Raw genomic sequence first — 16,881 nt, forward strand, 5'->3', positions numbered from 1 at the left:
CTACAGGCCCAGCGACGTCAACAGCGAGTTGGCATCGTCCTGGCTGACGGGTTCGGGATCCACGCCGCGCACCGCGGGGCCGAAACCGCGGTTGCAGATCTGCAGCGGGCGGTCCGCTTCGGCGGTTACCTCGCCCAGTCCGATGTGGACCGCACGCACCAGCGCAACCACGCGCAGGATGATCTGCCCGGTGAGGTCCTGATAGCCCTGCGCGGCGGTAAGCTCGGACAGCCGCGAGCGGATGCCCGCAACGGCCTCGCCGGCGGCCGCATCACCCGATACGGGCAACTGGCGAAGCAACTCCCCGCACTCGTCGACCAGGTCGAGCGAGCGCATGCTGGCCTGCTCGGTCAGGGTGACCACATGCTCCAGGCGTGCACAGGCATCGGGAAGCGATGCCGCGTTCGGCGCGTTCCCGCCGGGTTCGCCCAGGGCCTGTTCCAACTCGCGCGCCAGCCGCGCCAGCCCCTGCACGAAGGGCTGCGTGCGCCACTCGATCAGCGCATCGACGTTGGCGCGCCATCCGGCATGGTCATCGTTTTCCAGCGCCCACAGTGCTGCGTGCAGGCGCTGGATGATCACCTCGCGGTCGTGGTCGGTCACGCACTGGCTCCCACGCGCTCAAAGACCTTGCCCAGCTTGTCGCCCAGGGTCGCAGCGGTGAAGGGCTTGATGACGTAGCCGTTCACCCCTGCCTGCGCGGCTTCGATGATCTGCTCGCGCTTGGCCTCGGCGGTCACCATCAGCACGGGGGTCTTCGCCATTGTCGGATTGGCGCGGATGGCGCGCAGCAGGTCGATGCCGGGCATCCCGGGCATGTTCCAGTCGGTGATCACCAGGTCGAAGCTGGCCTTGTTCAGTTCGACCAGCGCGGTGGTGCCGTCGTCGGCCTCGGTGGTGTTGGTGAACCCGAGGTCGTTGAGCAGGTTCTTGACGATGCGACGCATCGTGGAAAAGTCGTCGACGATCAGGATGCGGATGTTCTTGTTCATGGGTACTCGTTGGTTGACGTGTGCAAGGCGGGCGGTGGTCCCGGGTGGCAGGCGGGTTCTGGATCAGTCGTCGGCATCCAGCGCGGTCTCGCGCCAGTCGCCCAGGCGTGCGCGCAGGCGGAGCATCGCCTGGCCGTGGATCTGGCAGACGCGCGATTCGCTGACCGACAGCACCGCGCCGATCTCGCGCATGTTCAGCTCCTGCTCGTAGTACAGCGAGAGCACCAGCTGTTCGCGCTCGGGCAGTTCGCCGATGGCGCCGCCCAGCGATTCGCGGAACTCGCTGTAGTCGAACGCGCTGGCCGGCGTGGCCCCGCTTGCCGCGACGCGGGGCTCGCCGTCGTATTCCTCGGTGTGTGCGTCCAGGCTGATCAGCTGCCCGCGCGAGGCCTCCTCCAGCATCCGGTGGTAGTCCTCCAGGCTGACCTCCAGCTGGGCGGCGACCTCCTGGGTCGTGGCCGAGCGACCGGTGAGCTGCTCGACGCGTCGCGTGGCGGCAACGACATTGCGGTAGCGGCGGTGCACCGAGCGCGGCACCCAATCGCCACGCCGGATCTCATCGATCATCGAGCCACGGATGCGGATCGAGGCGTAGGTCTCGAAGGCCGCGCCCTGGTCGTCCTGGAAATTGCGGGCGGCATCCAGAAGGCCGAGCATGCCGGCCTGGATGAGGTCATCGACCTCGACGCTGGAGGGCAGGCGCGCGGCCAGGTGGTGGGCGATCCGGCGTACCAGTTCGCCGTGGCGCTCGACCACTTCGGCAGCATCGTGGCGCGGCATGGAAGCGCGATAGGCGGCTGCGGCAAGGCTCATGCGACGGCACTCCGGGTAGGCGTGATCAGGCGCTCCATGTAGAACTCCACGTGGCCGCGTGGACCCGGTGGGGACTGCCATTGGCTGGCCCGGCGGGCGATATCGCGAAATGCCACGGCCGACGGGCTGGACGGGAACGCCTCCATGACCGATTCCTGGCGCTGGATCGCCCGGCGCAGCCACTCGTCACGCGGAATGGCGCCCAGGTAGTTGAGGGTGACGTCCAGGAAGCGGGACGCGACCCGCTCGAGCTTTCCGAACAACTGCCGGCCTTCCGCCGCGCTCTGCACCTGGTTGGCGAGCACCTGGATGCGGCTGACACCGCGGTCGCGGTTGAGCACCTTGATGAGCGCGTAGGCGTCCGTCACCGAGGCGGGTTCGTCACAGACCACCACGATCACGTCCTGGGCGGCCTGGCAGAAGGTCAGCACCCCGTCGGCAATGCCCGCCGCGCTGTCGATCACCATCGTGTCGATCGGGACGTCGAGCTGGCTGAAGGCGTGCACCAGGCCGACGTGCTGCTGGGGCAACAGCTCGGTCATGTGGCGCTTGCCCGACGCGGCCGGGACGACCAGCAATCCACCCGGGCCCTCCAGCAAGGTGTCCTGGAGCTCGCAGCGACCGGCGAACACGTCGGCGAGCGTGAAGCGTGGCGACAGGCCCAGCATGACGTCCACGTTGGCCAGGCTCAGGTCGGTGTCCAGCAACAGCGTGCGCTGGCCGGCATTGACCATCGCCATGGCCAGGTTGACCGACACGCTGGTCTTGCCGACCCCGCCCTTGCCGCTGGCAACGGCGATGACGCGCACCGGCGGAACCGGTGCGGCGGCCGGGGGGCTCGCCAGGTCGACGGCGCAATGGAGGTCAGGCGTTGGCATGTTCGTCCTCGGTGACAAAGGGGTTATCGGCCGCACGTCGGAGTTTCTCCAGCTGGAGGACGAGATTGGATGCGTTGGCCGCCTGCAGGTCGCCCGGAACCAGTTGCCCGTGGGTCGTGTACGCCAGGCTGAGGCCATTGCGCACGGCCACCGACAGGGCCGCGCCGAGGCGTCCGGTCTCGTCGGTCTTGGTCAGCACCACGGCTTCCGGGCTGGCGATGCGGTAGCGGCGGACCAGCTCATTGAGGTCGTGCGGATGGGCGTTGGCCGGCATCACCAGCAGGCTGCGCAGCTGGCGCGTTGCCCGCAGCCAGGTGATCTGCCCCAGCAGGGCGCGGTCGCGGCTGCCGTAGCCGGCGGTATCCACCAGCACGAGCGGGTAGTCCTGCAGCTGTTCCAGCGTCTGGGTGAGGCTTTCCGCGCCGCGCGCTTCGCACACCGTGATGCCCATCCGACGACCGTGCGCATGCAGTTGCTCGATCGCGCCCAGGCGTTCCGTATCGGTGGTGACCATGGCCACGTCGCGGGCGCGGTGGCGGGCGGCGAAACGGGCGGCCAGCTTGGCCACCGTGGTGGTCTTGCCCGCGCCGGTCGGGCCGATCAGGGCGATCACGCCACCCTCGTCGATCGGTTCGCTGCGCAGCACGGTGAGCATCCGCGCCAGCTCGGCCAGCATCGGTGCGCGTACCTGGTCCGGCGGCAACGCGGGGTTGAGCTTGGCAACCACGGACTGGGCGAGCGACTCGTCGCAGCCGTAGCCCAGCAGGATGTCGTAGGCGGCTGCGCGCGCCGGTGAGCCCCGCAGCCGCTCGGTGGTGAACTGGCCCATCTCGCGCTCGATCATCCGCCGCATCGAGGTCAGTTCCTCGCGCATGGCGGAGATATCCGGATCGGGGTCCGGCACCGCCTGCAGCACGGGCGCGGCGGGCGTGGCAGTCGCGGGTTCCGACGCCGGAGCGGCGTCGGGGCCGAGGGCTTCCTTAGCAGCAGCGACGGCTACAGCAGGCACCGCCTCGTCTGCGGGCGGAGTCGGGTGATCCGGCGATGACGGCGCGGGCTCTGCGGCGATCCCGGCGGCGGGGGGGGCGAACCCGGCCGACGCGGAGTCAACGTGCTCGGACGGGCGCGGCGCGTGGGCGGCGGCACTCTGAGTCTCGGCAATCCGCGTCGGCGCCACAGTGGGCTCGGGTGCGGCGTCCCGCGGGCTATCGGCAACCACCGATGCCGCGTTCGCGGTGTCCACCATCGCCGCCATCATGGCCTGGAAGTGCGCCGGTGCCGGGGCGAGCGGGCGGGCAGCCGCACGGGGGGCGGTCGGCGTAACGGCGGCGGCGGCGGCGGTCGGGAAACCTGCGGTCAGCTCGGCCAGGGTCGCATCGGCGCCCGCCTTTCGGCTTGCTGCAGGCGCCGCAGCGTCGCCGATGCCGAACACGGCGCGCGCACGGCGGGCGAAGCTGTCGCGCGGTGGGGCGTCGTTACTGGCAGCCGCCGGGATTTCAGTGGGTGGGTCGGTGACCACCGGCGCTTCCTTGAGCAGGTAACCGGCAGCCGACACGCCTTCGCCGGCCGGAGCCAGACCGGGCGTGGCCGCCCGCAGCGCCTGGTTCACCAAGGCCTCGTCGTAGTCGGTGGCGGCGACCACTTCGATGCCATCCGCGGTGGGCCGGGTGGAGAGGATCACGGCCTCGGGACCGTGCTCGGCGCGGACCATGCCTAGGGCAGTGCGCATGTCGGCGGCGATGAAACGCTTGATTCTCATGACGGTGTTTCCCTGATCCCGTTATTCCAAAGTCCGGCTCTTCAGCCGATCGACCCCACCAACCGCAAACGCTTGTCTTCGGGCACTTCGCTGTAGGCCAGTACCGACAGTGCCGGTACGCTGTGGCGCACCAGGCGGGCGATGGTTGCCCGGATGCCACCCGGTACCAGCAGCACCGCCGGTTCACCGCGCCCTTCCTGCTGGCTGACGCAATCGCTGAGGTTCTGGTGCAATCGCTCGGCCAATCCCGGTTCCAGCGCGCTACCTGCGCCGCTGACTGACTCCTGCAAAACCCGTTCCAGAGCCGGGTCGAGGGTGTAGACGGGGAGCTCGGGCTTGAGGCCGTTCAATTCCTGGACGATGAAACGCCCCAGTGCATTGCGCACCGCCGCGGTGAGCGTCGCCGGATCCTGCGTGTGCGCGCCGTGCTCCAGCAGCGCCTCGACGATCTGGCGCATCTGTCGCAGTGGCACCTTCTCCAGCAACAGCGATTGCAGTACGCGCACCACCACCGACAACGGCAGCAGCTTTGGCGTCAAATCCTCGACGAGTTTGGGTGTCACCTTGCCGACACTTGCCAGCAACTGCTGCACCTCGTCATGGCCCAGCAGCTCGGAGGCGCGCTCGCGCACGACGTGGGAGAGGTGGGTGGCGACCACGGTGGAGGCGTCCACCACCGTGTAGCCCAGCGATTCGGCATGCGCGCGCTGCGACGGCGGGATCCACACCGCGTCCAGTCCGAACGCCGGGTCCTTGCCGGGAATGCCGTCCAGCGGGCCGAACACCTGGCCCGGATCGAGCGCGAGGTCGCGGTCGGGGTGCAGCTCGCCGCTGGCCATCGGCACGCCGTGGACGAGGATCCGGTACTGCCCCGGCGCCAGCTCCAGGTTGTCGCGGACGTGCACGGCGGGGATCAGGAAGCCCAGGTCCTGGGTCAGCTTGCGGCGGATGCCCTTCAATCGCGCCAGCAGCTCGCCACCCTGGGTCTTGTCGACCAGGGCGATGAGCTTGTAGCCCACCTCCAGGCCCAGTGGCTCGACGGGACGGACCTCGTCCCAGCTCAACTCGGCCATCGCCTGCTGCGCACTCCCCGCGCCGGCACCTGCAACGTCATCCCCGGAGGGCGATGCATCCGCTGCCAGCTCGCGCTTGTGCAGTTGCCAGGCCGCGTAGCCGATCGTCGCGGACAGGACCAGGAAGGGCAGGTTGGGCATCCCCGGGACCACACCGATCAGCCCCAGCAACAGGGCCGCCACGATCAGCGCGCGCTTGTGCCCGAACACCTGCTTGGACACCGCCGGACCCATGTCCTGCTCGCGCGTCGCCCGGGTCACCAGCATGGCCACCGCCGTGGATACGAGCAGTGCCGGCAACTGGGCGACCAGGCCGTCGCCGATGGTCAACAGCGCGTACACCTCGGCCGCGGTGGAAAACGGCATGCCGTGCTGGAGGACCCCGATCAGGATCCCGCCGATGAGGTTGATCACCAGGATCAGCAGGCCGGCGATCGCATCGCCGCGCACGAACTTGCTGGCGCCGTCCATCGAACCGTAGAAGTCCGCCTCCTCGGCGACTTCCTGGCGCCGGGCCTTGGCGTCCTCACGGCTCAGCAGGCCGGCGTTGAGGTCGGCATCGATCGCCATCTGCTTGCCGGGCATCGCGTCCAGGATGAAGCGCGCCGACACCTCGGCGATGCGGCCGGAGCCCTTGGTCACCACGATGAAGTTGACGATGGTCAGGATCGCGAAAACGATGATGCCGACCGCGTAGCTGCCACCGATGACGAAGTTGCCGAAGGACTCGATCACGTTGCCGGCCGCGCCCGAACCCTCGTGGCCGTGCAGCAGGACCACGCGCGTGGAAGCCACGTTCAGTGCCAGCCGCAACAGGGTCACCATCAGCAGCACCGAGGGAAACACCGAGAACTCCAGCGGGCGCTTGACGTACACCACCGCCAGCAGCACGACCAGCGACAGGGCGATGTTGATCGTGAAAAGCGCGTCCAGCACCAGCGGCGACAGCGGCACCACCACCATCGCCAGCATCGCCAGCACCACCACCGGGGCGGCGGCGCCGTTGCGCAGCGAGCGCGCCATCTGGCCGAAATTCGCCGGGGCGGGTTGCGCGCTCACGGCGCCGGGTTTCCGTCAGCCACGCCGGTAGGCTCCGCATCGATGGCGCCATCGGGGCCCACATCGGGCAGGTCCAGCGACGGCAGCGGCCCCTGCGCCGGGTGCCACCGTTTGAGCTGGTAGACGTAGGACAGGACCTGGGCGACGGCGGCGTAAAGCTTCACGGGGATCTCCTGATCGACCTTGGCCTGCCTATACAAGGCGCGTGCCAGCGGCGGCGCCTCGATGACGCTGATCCGATGTTTCTCGGCCACGTCGCGGATCATCAGCGCGGTCTCGTCCACGCCCTTGGCGACCACCCGTGGCGCGCGCATCCTGTCGGCGTCGTACTTCAGCGCGACCGCGTAGTGGGTCGGGTTCATGACGATCACGTCCGCTGTGGGCACTGCTTCCATGGTCTGGCGCTGCGACAGCTGGCGGGCGACCTGGCGCACGCGGGCCTTGATCTCGGGGTTGCCCTCGGTCTGCTTCATCTCGTCGCGGACTTCCTGCTTGGTCATCTTCAACTTGGCGTTGTGCTGGTGGCGCTGCCAGGGCACGTCGATGGCGGCGATCAGCGCCAGCGATCCGGCCATCGCCAGCAACGCGGTCATGGCGGTGTGCAGACCGGTATTGATGGCGACGTCCAGCGCCATCCGCGGCATCGCCAATATGTCGTCGATCGCCCCGGTGATGACCAGGGCGCCGGTCCCGACCACCAGCACGACGCGCATCAGCGAACGCAGCAGCTCGGCGAAGCCTTCCTTGCCATAGATGCGCTTGAGCCCGGACGCCGGGTTGAGCCGTTTGACATCGACCTTCAGCGATTTGCCGGAGAAGCGGATGCCGCTCATCAGGGCCGGGGCGATCAGGCAGGCCGCCAGCGACGCGGCCAGGATCGGCAGGCTCGGCAGTACCAGGGTGATGACCAGCATTACCGCATGGGTCAGCAAGCGGTCGGGCTTGCCCAGGATGGTCGGATCCACGGTGAGCGCGCCGCCCAGCCAGACCTGGGCATCCCGGCCGATGCCGGGCGCGAGCACCATCAGCGCCACTGCGGTAACGCCCAGCACCGAGACATTGGCCAGTTCGCGCGAGCGCGGCACATCGCCCTTCTCCCGGGCCTCGCGCTTGCGCTTCTCGGTGGGTTGTTCGGTACGGTCTTCCTGGTCGCCGGACATTGCTCGCTTCCATCGTGGTCGGCCGCAAGCCGGACCCGAAGGACGGGTTCAGCCGGTCAGCGCGCGCGCCGCGAGGAAGGCATCCTCGAACAGCCGCTGCACGGGCACCTGCAGTTCCCGTGCCAGCAAGCCCATCAGGGTCATCCCGACCAGCAGCGAGACCGGCAGGCCAATGGCGATGGGGTTGAGCGCGGCCGCGGCGCGCGAGAGCACGCCGAAGGCGAGGTTGGAGGCGAGCAGCGCCATCATCACCGGCAAGGCCAGCAGCAGCCCCGCGCGCAGGCAACTGGAGAAGAAGGTCGGCAGGGCACGCAGGAATTCGCCCACGTCCAGCAGGGGTGAGCCGATGGGCAGGGCCTGGTAACTGTCGGCAAGCAGGCCGACCAGCGCCAGGTGGCCATCAAGGGTGAAGAACAACAGGCCGAAAATCAGGAAGAACCACTGCGACAGCACGGTCGAGGAGGCCCCGCTCAACGGGTCGGCCAGGGTCGCGAACGACAGCGCCATGCCCTGGCTGATCAGCTCGCCGGCCAGTTGCCCCGCCTCGAACGCGAGCCGCAGCACCAGCCCGATCGACAGGCCGACCGCCATCTCGCGCACGACCGTCAGCACCGTGGTTGCATCCACCGCCGCGACCGGCGCGGCCGGCATCACGGTGGAGATCGCCGCCGACAGCGCGATGGCGATGATCAGGCGCGCACGCATCGGCATGCCGCGCCCGCCGATCATCGGCAGCGCCTGCAGCGCAGCCCCGATCCGCAGCAGGTACCACAGCACCTGGCCGAGCATGCCGAACAGGTTGAGCCCGTCGACGGTCGTGGCGGTAACCGGATCCATCTCGAGCGCGTCGCGCTAGCCGATCATGTGCGGGATGCGCTGGAACAGGTCGGTCGTGAAGGCGACCATCTTGCCCAGCAGGAAGTGGCCTGTCAGCGCCAGCGTGGTCGCCAGCGCGATCGCCTTCATCACGAACGCGATGGTCTGCTCGTTGATCTGCGTCGCGGCCTGGATGATGCCGACCACGACGCCGACCACCAGCACCGCCAGCAAGGGCGGCGCGCCCATCATCAGCGCCATCTGCAGGCCGCGGCCGATTTCGGTGATGGCGGTTTCCGGGGTCATCGCCTCAGACCCCGTTGAAGCTGGCGGCCAGCGAGCCGACCACGAGCACCCAGCCGTCCACCAGCACGAACAGCAGGATCTTGAACGGCGCGGAGATCAGCATCGGCGAGAGCATCATCATGCCCATCGACATCAGCACGCTGGCAACCACCAGGTCGATGATCACGAACGGGATATAGACCAGGAACGCGATCTCGAAGGCCGTCTTCAGCTCGCTGGTGAGGAAGGACGCGGCCAGCACGCCGAACGGCACGTCCGAGGCTGCCGCGTACGGCCCGCTGTTGGACAGCCCGGCGAAGGTCATCAGGTCGTTCTCGCGCACCTGCGCCAGCATGAAACCGCGGAACGGTTCAATCGAGGCGGTCCATGCCGAGCGGAAGTCCATCTGGTCGTTGAGGTAGGGCGAGATCCCCGCGGTCCAGGCCTGGTCGAAGACCGGCATCATGATCATCGCGGTGAGGAACAGCGCCAGTGCCAGCAGGACCTGGTTCCCTGGCGTCTGGCCGGTGCCCAGCGCCTGCCGGAGCAGGCCGAGCACGATGATGATCCGGGTGAACGCGGTCAGCCCCAGCAGCGCGGCCGGCAGCAGGGTGATGCCGGTCATCAGCAGCAATACCTGCAGCGGCATGCTGACCGGTTCGCCGCCGATGTTGCCGACGTTGAGGTTGGGCAGGGCGGGAGCGGCCGAAGGGCCCGCCGGTGACGGCACCCCCTGCGCGAGCGCATCCGGCATCAGCATGAGCGCCAGCGCCAGCAACAGGAATCCGAACAGCAGGCGCCCCGTTCCGGATCGACGGGTGGAGCGGTCCAGGGAAATCTCCCGGTTGACGATGCGGTTCACGACTTCTTTCCGAAGTGTTGGGCGAGCAGGCTCGCGAAAGGGGAGGGCGTGGTGGCAGCGGCAGGCAGCGGCTCATCCAGCGTGTGCAGGGTGCGGGTGCCGCCGGCGCCGACGCTGAGCAGCAATTGCGTCTGTCCGACTTCAACAACCACCACGCGCTCGCGCGGTCCGAGCGCGAGGGACCCGACTACACGCAAGGCTGGATTGCTGGCGGTCGTTGCGCCGACACCGGGCATCCGCTTGGCCAGCCACGCCAGGGCCAGGATCAGCCCAACCACCAGCATCAGTGCCATCACGCCGCCGCCGACTGCGCCGGCACCGCTGGACGCGGGCGCGAACACGGGCGCCGGAGCGACGGGCACGCTGGCGGTGCGGCCGGCCGGTGCGGGCACCCAGGCGTTGCCGCCGGTCGTGTCCACTGTTACCGACACGCCTGCAAAGCTGTCCGCTGCATCTGCCGATCCATCGCCGGGTGCCGCAACCCCATCGGCGCCGGATTCGGCCGCGTGCAATGCAACGCCGCTGATGTCGCCATGGGTGTCCGGCGGCGTGCTGGCAGTCGGGCCGGCGAGCTCGGTGTTCATCGCAGCCGCTTGATGCGTTCGGCCGGGCTGACCACGTCGGTCAGGCGCACGCCGAAACGGTCATTGACCACGACCACTTCGCCCTGGGCGATGAGCGTGCCATTGACGAACACGTCCAGCGGCTCACCGGCGCCGCGCTCCAGCTCCACCACCGAGCCCTGGTTGAGCTGCAGCAGGTTGCGGATCGGGATCCGGGTGCGCCCGACTTCCAGCGACAGCGACACCGAGACGTCCAGGATCACGTCCAGGTTGAGGTCGGCCGCGGCAGCTCCTGCGTCGGCGGTCAGTGAATCGAAGGCGGCACGGGGCGTGTCGTTCTCGAGGGCGGTGTTTTCGGCTGGATTCATGGCGTTGTCAGGCTTTCGAAAGTGGGAAGGGTGCGCGCGGCATGCACGCTGGTGACCTTGATGGCGTTGCGACCGTTGTGGGTGCCGAACTCGCCGGAAAACAGCGGCGTCTGCTCGACGTTCAGGACCACCGAACCGGGCAGGTCGATCGGGATGACGTCACCAACCTTGAGCTGGCTCAGCTGGCGCAGGGTGATCTGGCGCTGCGCCAGCGAGCTGCTCAGCTCGACCTGCGCGTCCTGCAACTGCTCGCGCATCGCGCGGGTCCAGCTCTCGTCGCGCTCGCCGCGGTCGCTTTGCACGCCGGCGTCGAGTTGCTCGCGGATCGGCTCGAGCATCGAATACGGAATGGACACGTGGAACTCGCCGCCGCCGCCCTCCAGCTCGACGTGGAAGCGGCTGACCACGATGTACTCGCGCGGGCTGATGATGTTGGCAAAGTGCGGGTTGACCTCGGAGTTGAGGTACTCGAACTCCACCGGCATCACCGGTGCCCACGCCTCCACCAGGTCGGCGAAGGTCTGCTTGAGCAGCAGCTGGATCACGCGCATCTCGGTCGGGGTGAACTCGCGACCCTCGATGCGCGTGTGGTACTTGCCGTTGCCGCCGAAAAAGTTGTCGACCACGGTGAAGACCAGCCGCGGCTCGAACACCACCAGCGCGGTACCGCGCAACGGCTTCATCTTCACCATGTTGAGGTTGTTGGGGACCTGCAGCGAGTGCATGTACTCGCCAAAGCGCATCAGGTCGACGCCACGCACGGACAGGTCCGCGGAGCGCCGCAACAGGTTGAACAGGCCGATCCGCCAGGTCCGGGCGAAGCGCTCGTTGATCATCTCCAGCGTCGGCAGGCGTCCGCGGACGATGCGGTCCTGGCTGGCGAAGTCGTAGCTGCGGGCCTCGTTGGCTTCCGGCGGCGCATCCTCCACGTCCACCGCGCCGCTGTCCACGCCGTGCAGCAGGGCGTCGATTTCCTCTTGCGAAAGCAGGTCCATGCTCATGGCCGGCTCCTACTGCGTCACGAAGCTGGTGAAGTACACGGCATCGACCTTGCTCGGCGCGCCTTCGGACTCCAGCAGGGCACGCACCTCATCGCGGGACTTGTCCTGCAGGCGCTCCTTGGCGCTGCGAAGAGCGAGCTGCTCGGCCGAGTGCTGGCCAAACAGCAGCAGCAGGCGGTTGCGCACCGCCGGTGCATGGGATTCCAGCGCCTTTGCGGTGGCGTCGTCGCGGGTCATCAACTGCACGTCGGTCTGCAGATAGCGGACCGAATCGGTATCGATCAGGTTGACGACGAAGGAGGGCTCCAGCGCGAAGTAGATCGCCGGTTTGCGCTCGGTGGTCGGAGGCGTGGGCCCGTCGCCGGTCGGCTCAGCGGCGGTTGCCTTGGAGTACCAGAGCCAGCCTCCGCCCGCTGCCATGCCAATGACCAGCACGGCGACGATGATCCAGGGCATCTTGCTGGACGTGGATTGGGTCTTGGCAGGCACTCGTAAACTCCGGCTGGCATGGGGATACCGGATCAGTGCAAGCCGCGTGCCGCAGCTTCAGTGCCGCACCGCGACGGGGAATTGACGCCGGCGCGGAGGCCGATGGTGGCAGAGGTTTGACGCGCCCGACGCGCGTCAGGTGGCGGTCAGGCGTACTCGTCCAGCAAGCCGCGGCGGAGCGGGGTCGGTGCCGATACCGCGCCGCGGATTGGCGTGCCGTCAGTGGCGCCGACGTCGTCAGCGGCAGCGGCAGCACTCGACTTGCCGGAGTTCCCGCCTTGGCCGCCGCCGACATCGGCCTGGGCGAGCTGCAGTCCGTGCTGGTCGAGCAGATCGCGAAGGCGGCCGACGCTGGCTTCCAGCGCCTGGCGGACCTCGGCACTGGCAGACGCGAATTCGGCGGTGACGCGCGTGCCGTCCAGCTGCAAACGCACGTCGATGGGTCCCAGGTGGTCCGGGCTGATCCGCAATTGCGCATGCCCCAGTCGCTGTTCCGCCATCCAGCCGATGCGGGCGCCGAAGCCGTCGTCAAAGCCGGCGTCCGGGTCGGTCGGCATTGGGATCGGCGCGCCGGGCAATGGTGTTGTTGCCTTCTGACCGGGCCCGGTGATGACAGAAGCTTGCCCCGGAAGGACAAACTCCACCGGATCGACGGTTTCCGATTCCGATGAGCCGGCGGCGGCAGCAACCAGCGGCATTGCCGCGCCAGCGCCGGTGGAAATGTCGCCCGCCGCATCCGCGCCGTCGACCGTTCCGATGGTCGGGACGGGGAGCGCGCCGGCAGCGGTCGCCGGAGAAGCGAACGCGCCGTTGCCAAGCGGAGCTGGCGCCGGCGCGCCAGCGCCGGGCAACGTGGCGGCCACACGGTTGCCGGTTTGGGTGGCGTCGATATTGCCTGCGGTCGAGAGCAGGTCGCCAGCGCCACCCGCCTCGTCAACGTCGCCGCCAGCGGGCGGTGGGATGGGAGGCCATGCGTTGCCTCCGAGCAGATTCAGGATCTGCTCGGGCAGGTCTTCGGCAAGGTCTTCGTCGGTGGGGTCGTCGTCCCGTGACCCGGGTTTGGAGGACGAATCGCCTCCACCTCCGGTGGCGGCACTTTGCGCGGTTGCGGACGTGGAACCGGAGCCGGCGAGCAAACCGGCAAACGTCCCTTGCGGGTCGCCGCCGGGTGGGCGTTGCTGCGACGCATTCGCTTCTGACGTCGCGGGCCGCACGGGCGCACGGCCCGCCGGTCCGCCACCACCGACGCCTCCCGCCATCATGTTTGCGGCTCGGGATCGCGACTACGCACGGCGTTCAAGGAGCGCCGCGCGCCCAGATCGTCCAGTTCGCGCTGGCTGCGCTGCTCGTCCTTGCGCGATTCCTCCGCCCGGTAGCTGGCCGAGAGTTTCTCCAACACGTGGGTCTCCCGGCTCGCCAGCAGCAAGCGGGCGCGTTCGACCTCGCTCTGCTGGCGCGTGTCGGTGACGACGCGGCTTTGCTGGGCGATCGCCACGTCCAGGCGCTCGCGGAACGCCAGGCGGTTGGCGAGCAGCGCCGGGCTGGTGACGGCCGATCCTCCCGGTGTGGCGTATTCGAGGGCGTAGCGACGCAGCGCCTCCAGGCGTGCTTCCTGCTCGCTGACGGCGCGGTCCCGCGCGGCGACGTCGCGGGCGACATCGTCCTGCTGGCGCTGCTTTACTTTCAACAGGGGATCCAATCGTTGCGATCGCATCGGGGTCATGCCTCCTGCACGGCAGGGTTGGTGGAGCGGGGAATGTCGGAGGTGTCGTCAAGCAGTCGGGCCAGCGCCGCGCGGCTTGCATCCACATCGGCGCCCTCGGCCACGTCCTGGCCAAGAAACGCCTGGATCGCCGGCCAGCGGGCAAGAGCCTCGTCGACGGCCGGATCGCTGCCGCGCTGGTAGGCGCCGATGGCGATCAGGTCGCGCTGGGCGGAGTAGGCGGCCAGCAGCCGGCGCAGCTTGCGGATGCGCTCGCGCCACGCCGGATCGGTGATGTCCTGCATCACCCGGCTGACCGACACCTCCACGTCGATGGCCGGGTACTGGCCGGCGTCGGCGATGCGGCGGGTCAGCACGATGTGGCCGTCAAGGATCGCGCGGGCGGCGTCGGCGATGGGTTCCTGCTGGTCATCGCCCTCGGTGAGGACGGTGTAGAACGCGGTGATCGAGCCGCGTCCGTCGGCGCCGTTGCCGGCCCGTTCCACCAGTTGCGGCAGCTTGGCGAACACCGAAGGCGGATAGCCGCGGGTGGTCGGCGGCTCGCCCACCGACAGGCCGATTTCGCGTTGGGCCTGGGCGAAACGGGTCAGCGAGTCCATCAGCAACAGCACATGCAGGCCCTGGTCGCGGTACCACTCCGCGATCGCGGTGGCGCGCAAGGCGCCGTGCAGACGGGCCAGCGGCGGGCGATCGGCCGGTGCAGCCACCACCACGGCGCGGCGCATGCCTTCCTCGCCCAGCGTCGCCTCCACGAAGTCGCGCACCTCCCGGCCGCGCTCGCCGACCAGGCCGACCACGATCACGTCCGCGGAGGTGTAGCGCGTCATCATGCCGAGCAGGGTCGACTTACCGACGCCCGAGCCGGCAAACAGGCCGATGCGCTGGCCGCGCCCGATTGGCAGCAGCGCGTTGATCGCGCGCACGCCGACATCCAGCGATCGGGTGATCGGCTCGCGCGTCAGTGGATTGATGATCTGACCGCCCAGGCCGACCCAGCTTTCCGGGCGCAAGGGTCCGCGGCCGTCCAGGGGCACCCCGTCGCTGTCGATCACGCGCCCCAGCAACCCTTCGCCAACCGCCACTTCGCCGCGTTGGCGGGTAGTCACCACGCGAGCGTTTGGCAGCAGGCCGGCGAGATCAGCGGTGGGCATCAGGAAGGTGCGGTCGCCGGAAAATCCGACCACTTCCGCATCCACCCAGCGCCCGCCCGAGGTTTCCACGCGGCAACGCGACCCCAGCGGTGCGCTGCATCCGGACGCCTCCAGGGTCAGCCCGACGGCACGCCGCAGCACGCCCTCGCGCGCCAGTCCGAGGGACGGCGGCTGCGGGTCGATCGCGCCCAGGCGAGCCGACAGGCGCAGGTTGCGCATCTCTTCCCATTGTTCGGCGGCGATGCGGCTCATGGCGCGTCGCCCCGGTTTGCGTCGGCTTCCCTGGCGGCATCCAGGCAGGCCTGCAGACGCGAGGCCAGGGTGCCGTCGATGCGCACGCTCTCGCTGTGCAGCCGCAGCTCGCCGCGGGCCAGCGTGGTGTCATCGGTCAGGCGCACGCCGCTCAACCCCGCCAGATGCGGCGCCAGCACGCCCAGATCGTCGGGATGGAGGCGCAGTTCGATCTCGCGCGAGCTGGTGCCCACCGCGTCCAGCGCCTCGCGGACCAGGTCGGCGAGCAGGGTGGGGTCGGCCTGATAGGTGCGGCCCAGCAGGTTGCCGGCAATGCGTACTGCCAGTTCGCCCAGCGCATCGGCCACTTCATCGTCCAGCCGGGCCAGCGGGCGGGTGAATCCGTCCAGGATGCCTTCCATCTGCGCAATCATCCTGCGCACCTCGGATTGTCCGCTGGCCAGACCCGCGGCATGGCCGGCCGCGTGGCCGCTGGCGTAGCCTTCCTCGCGCGCGGCCGCCTCCAGTGCCTGCAGCTCCTCAACGCTGGGCAGCGCGGGCACCGGCTCGTGGACCTCGGGCATTCCGCTGGACGCCGTGACGATGTCCAGATCCGGCGCAAGCCACCGCACCGCCTGCATGCTGTCGGCCAGGGCAATCATACGAATGCTTCGGTCTTGGCCGACAGCTGGATGGTGCCGCTGTCGGCCATCTTGCGGACCTCGGCGAGAATTTCCTTCTGCGCGGCCTCGACCTCGGCCAGGCGCACCGGGCCACGGGCCTCCATGTCCTCGATCAGGATTTCCGCGGCGCGTTGGGACATGTTGGTGGTGATCTTGGCGCGGACCTTCTGGTCTGCTCCGCGCAACGCCAGCGCCAGCTTGTCGGGTGATATCTCGCGCAGCACGGTCTGGATCGTGCGGTCATCCAGGTCGACCAGGTTGTCGAACACGAACATCAGCTCGCGGATCTGCACGCTGAGCGCCTCGTCGATCTGGCCGATGTTCTCCAGGATCGTCTCGTCCTGGCCGCTGTCCATGAAGTTGAGGATGTTGGCGGCCACGCGCACACCGCCGATCGAGGAGGACTTGATGTTCTGGCTGCCGGCAAACTGGCGCGCCATCACGTCGTTGAGCTCATTGAGCGCGTTGGGCGGAATCCCGTCCAGCGTAGCCAGGCGGAGCAGGACCTCGGCGCGCACGCGCGCGGTCAGGCATTTGAGCACCTCGGCGGCCTGGTCCTCGTCCAGGTGGGCCATGACGATGGCGATGATCTGCGGATGCTCGTTGCGCACCAGCTCGGAGATCGCGCGCGGCTCCATCCACTTCAGCGTGTCCAGGCCGGAGGTGTTGCGTCCGGCCAAAATGCGGTCGATCAGGCTGCCGGCGCGTTCCTCGCCCAGTGCCTGGGTCAACACGGCGCGGATGTACTCGTCAGCGCCGGCGCCCAGCGCGCTGGGTTGCGCCAGCGTCTCGACAAACTCGTCGAACACCGCGCCCACGGTGGTGCGGGACACGCCACCCACCGATGCCATCGCCATGCCGAGCTTCTGCACTTCCTTGGCCCCCATGTGCTTGAGGACCTCGGCCGCCTGGGCCTCGCCCAGGGACAGCAGCACGACCGCCGCGCGCTGGACGCCGGTCAGTGGTTCCTTGGAC

General features: G+C 68.8%; 19 protein-coding genes. All 19 read right to left on the minus strand.

Annotated features, from left to right (window positions below):
- Complete coding sequence (locus INQ40_RS03415) at positions 1–603, minus strand: protein phosphatase CheZ (RefSeq protein ID WP_194341809.1); 603 nt, start codon at positions 601–603, stop codon at positions 1–3.
- Complete coding sequence (locus tag INQ40_RS03420; RefSeq protein ID WP_194341811.1) at positions 600–992, minus strand: chemotaxis response regulator CheY; 393 nt, start codon at positions 990–992, stop codon at positions 600–602. Before INQ40_RS03420 ends, INQ40_RS03415 begins: the two co-directional genes overlap by 4 nt.
- A gap of 63 nt (positions 993–1,055) precedes the next feature.
- A complete protein-coding gene (locus INQ40_RS03425; RefSeq protein WP_193986235.1) occupies positions 1,056–1,805 on the minus strand; it encodes an RNA polymerase sigma factor FliA in 750 nt (249 codons plus the stop codon).
- The gene (locus tag INQ40_RS03430; protein WP_194341813.1) at positions 1,802–2,683 is read right to left on the minus strand and encodes a MinD/ParA family protein; all 882 of its coding nucleotides are present in this window, start codon (positions 2,681–2,683) and stop codon (positions 1,802–1,804) included. Before INQ40_RS03430 ends, INQ40_RS03425 begins: the two co-directional genes overlap by 4 nt.
- On the minus strand, positions 2,670–4,442 hold the full coding sequence (flhF, locus tag INQ40_RS03435; RefSeq protein ID WP_194341834.1) for a flagellar biosynthesis protein FlhF: 1,773 nt from the start codon (positions 4,440–4,442) through the stop codon (positions 2,670–2,672). Before flhF ends, INQ40_RS03430 begins: the two co-directional genes overlap by 14 nt.
- Before the next feature lie 41 nt (positions 4,443–4,483).
- The gene (gene flhA / locus INQ40_RS03440) at positions 4,484–6,538 is read right to left on the minus strand and encodes a flagellar biosynthesis protein FlhA (RefSeq protein WP_194342396.1); all 2,055 of its coding nucleotides are present in this window, start codon (positions 6,536–6,538) and stop codon (positions 4,484–4,486) included.
- A 32-nt stretch (positions 6,539–6,570) separates the two neighbouring features.
- Positions 6,571–7,734 (minus strand): flagellar biosynthesis protein FlhB, encoded by a 1,164-nt coding sequence (flhB, locus tag INQ40_RS03445; protein ID WP_194341836.1) that lies wholly within the window; start codon positions 7,732–7,734, stop codon positions 6,571–6,573.
- A 48-nt stretch (positions 7,735–7,782) separates the two neighbouring features.
- Entirely contained in the window at positions 7,783–8,571 is a 789-nt protein-coding gene (gene fliR, locus INQ40_RS03450; RefSeq protein ID WP_193986239.1) for a flagellar biosynthetic protein FliR, read from the minus strand.
- Between the two features lie 15 nt (positions 8,572–8,586).
- Positions 8,587–8,856 carry a flagellar biosynthetic protein FliQ gene (locus INQ40_RS03455; protein WP_193986240.1) on the minus strand — a complete coding sequence of 90 codons (270 nt, stop codon included), beginning with the start codon at positions 8,854–8,856 and terminating at the stop codon, positions 8,587–8,589.
- Positions 8,857–8,860: 4 nt separating this feature from the next.
- On the minus strand, positions 8,861–9,589 hold the full coding sequence (gene fliP / locus INQ40_RS03460; protein ID WP_228482172.1) for a flagellar type III secretion system pore protein FliP: 729 nt from the start codon (positions 9,587–9,589) through the stop codon (positions 8,861–8,863).
- A 104-nt stretch (positions 9,590–9,693) separates the two neighbouring features.
- A complete protein-coding gene (gene fliO / locus INQ40_RS03465; RefSeq protein ID WP_228482173.1) occupies positions 9,694–10,059 on the minus strand; it encodes a flagellar biosynthetic protein FliO in 366 nt (121 codons plus the stop codon).
- 218 nt (positions 10,060–10,277) lie between these two features.
- Positions 10,278–10,628 (minus strand): flagellar motor switch protein FliN, encoded by a 351-nt coding sequence (gene fliN, locus INQ40_RS03470; RefSeq protein WP_193986241.1) that lies wholly within the window; start codon positions 10,626–10,628, stop codon positions 10,278–10,280.
- The gene (gene fliM / locus INQ40_RS03475) at positions 10,625–11,629 is read right to left on the minus strand and encodes a flagellar motor switch protein FliM (protein WP_193986243.1); all 1,005 of its coding nucleotides are present in this window, start codon (positions 11,627–11,629) and stop codon (positions 10,625–10,627) included. The genes fliN and fliM overlap by 4 nt, the downstream gene beginning before the upstream one ends.
- Positions 11,630–11,638: 9 nt before the next feature.
- Positions 11,639–12,118, minus strand: a complete 480-nt coding sequence (locus INQ40_RS03480) for a flagellar basal body-associated FliL family protein (protein ID WP_194341838.1) — start codon at positions 12,116–12,118, stop codon at positions 11,639–11,641.
- 146 nt (positions 12,119–12,264) lie between these two features.
- Entirely contained in the window at positions 12,265–13,380 is a 1,116-nt protein-coding gene (locus INQ40_RS03485; RefSeq protein WP_194341840.1) for a flagellar hook-length control protein FliK, read from the minus strand.
- Positions 13,377–13,832 carry a flagellar export protein FliJ gene (gene fliJ / locus INQ40_RS03490; protein WP_193987193.1) on the minus strand — a complete coding sequence of 152 codons (456 nt, stop codon included), beginning with the start codon at positions 13,830–13,832 and terminating at the stop codon, positions 13,377–13,379. Before fliJ ends, INQ40_RS03485 begins: the two co-directional genes overlap by 4 nt.
- Before the next feature lie 5 nt (positions 13,833–13,837).
- Positions 13,838–15,244: a flagellar protein export ATPase FliI gene (gene fliI / locus INQ40_RS03495; RefSeq protein WP_194341842.1), complete on the minus strand. Its 1,407-nt coding sequence runs from the start codon at positions 15,242–15,244 to the stop codon at positions 13,838–13,840.
- Positions 15,241–15,864 (minus strand): FliH/SctL family protein, encoded by a 624-nt coding sequence (locus tag INQ40_RS03500; protein ID WP_194342399.1) that lies wholly within the window; start codon positions 15,862–15,864, stop codon positions 15,241–15,243. The genes fliI and INQ40_RS03500 overlap by 4 nt, the downstream gene beginning before the upstream one ends.
- A 17-nt stretch (positions 15,865–15,881) precedes the next feature.
- Entirely contained in the window at positions 15,882–16,868 is a 987-nt protein-coding gene (gene fliG, locus INQ40_RS03505; protein WP_194342400.1) for a flagellar motor switch protein FliG, read from the minus strand.
- Positions 16,869–16,881 lie beyond the last annotated feature (13 nt).

The sequence above is a fragment of the Lysobacter sp. H21R4 genome, assembly GCF_015277535.1.
GTDB classification, from domain to species: Bacteria; Pseudomonadota; Gammaproteobacteria; order Xanthomonadales; family Xanthomonadaceae; genus Novilysobacter; species Novilysobacter ciconiae.

Excerpts from the sequence above, each read along its gene's own strand:
- INQ40_RS03420 (WP_194341811.1), bottom strand. The coding sequence starts at position 992 with ATGAACAAGAACATCCGCATCCTGATCGTCGACGACTTTTCCACGATG.
- INQ40_RS03425 (WP_193986235.1), bottom strand. The coding sequence starts at position 1,805 with ATGAGCCTTGCCGCAGCCGCCTATCGCGCTTCCATGCCGCGCCACGAT.
- INQ40_RS03430 (WP_194341813.1), bottom strand. The coding sequence starts at position 2,683 with ATGCCAACGCCTGACCTCCATTGCGCCGTCGACCTGGCGAGCCCCCCG.
- flhF (WP_194341834.1), bottom strand. The coding sequence starts at position 4,442 with ATGAGAATCAAGCGTTTCATCGCCGCCGACATGCGCACTGCCCTAGGC.
- flhA (WP_194342396.1), bottom strand. The coding sequence starts at position 6,538 with ATGGCGCGCTCGCTGCGCAACGGCGCCGCCGCCCCGGTGGTGGTGCTG.
- flhB (WP_194341836.1), bottom strand. The coding sequence starts at position 7,734 with ATGTCCGGCGACCAGGAAGACCGTACCGAACAACCCACCGAGAAGCGC.
- fliR (WP_193986239.1), bottom strand. The coding sequence starts at position 8,571 with ATGGATCCGGTTACCGCCACGACCGTCGACGGGCTCAACCTGTTCGGC.
- INQ40_RS03455 (WP_193986240.1), bottom strand. The coding sequence starts at position 8,856 with ATGACCCCGGAAACCGCCATCACCGAAATCGGCCGCGGCCTGCAGATG.
- fliP (WP_228482172.1), bottom strand. The coding sequence starts at position 9,589 with ATGCCGGATGCGCTCGCGCAGGGGGTGCCGTCACCGGCGGGCCCTTCG.
- fliN (WP_193986241.1), bottom strand. The coding sequence starts at position 10,628 with ATGAATCCAGCCGAAAACACCGCCCTCGAGAACGACACGCCCCGTGCC.
- fliM (WP_193986243.1), bottom strand. The coding sequence starts at position 11,629 with ATGAGCATGGACCTGCTTTCGCAAGAGGAAATCGACGCCCTGCTGCAC.
- INQ40_RS03485 (WP_194341840.1), bottom strand. The coding sequence starts at position 13,380 with ATGATGGCGGGAGGCGTCGGTGGTGGCGGACCGGCGGGCCGTGCGCCC.
- fliJ (WP_193987193.1), bottom strand. The coding sequence starts at position 13,832 with ATGCGATCGCAACGATTGGATCCCCTGTTGAAAGTAAAGCAGCGCCAG.
- fliI (WP_194341842.1), bottom strand. The coding sequence starts at position 15,244 with ATGAGCCGCATCGCCGCCGAACAATGGGAAGAGATGCGCAACCTGCGC.
- INQ40_RS03500 (WP_194342399.1), bottom strand. The coding sequence starts at position 15,864 with ATGCAGGCGGTGCGGTGGCTTGCGCCGGATCTGGACATCGTCACGGCG.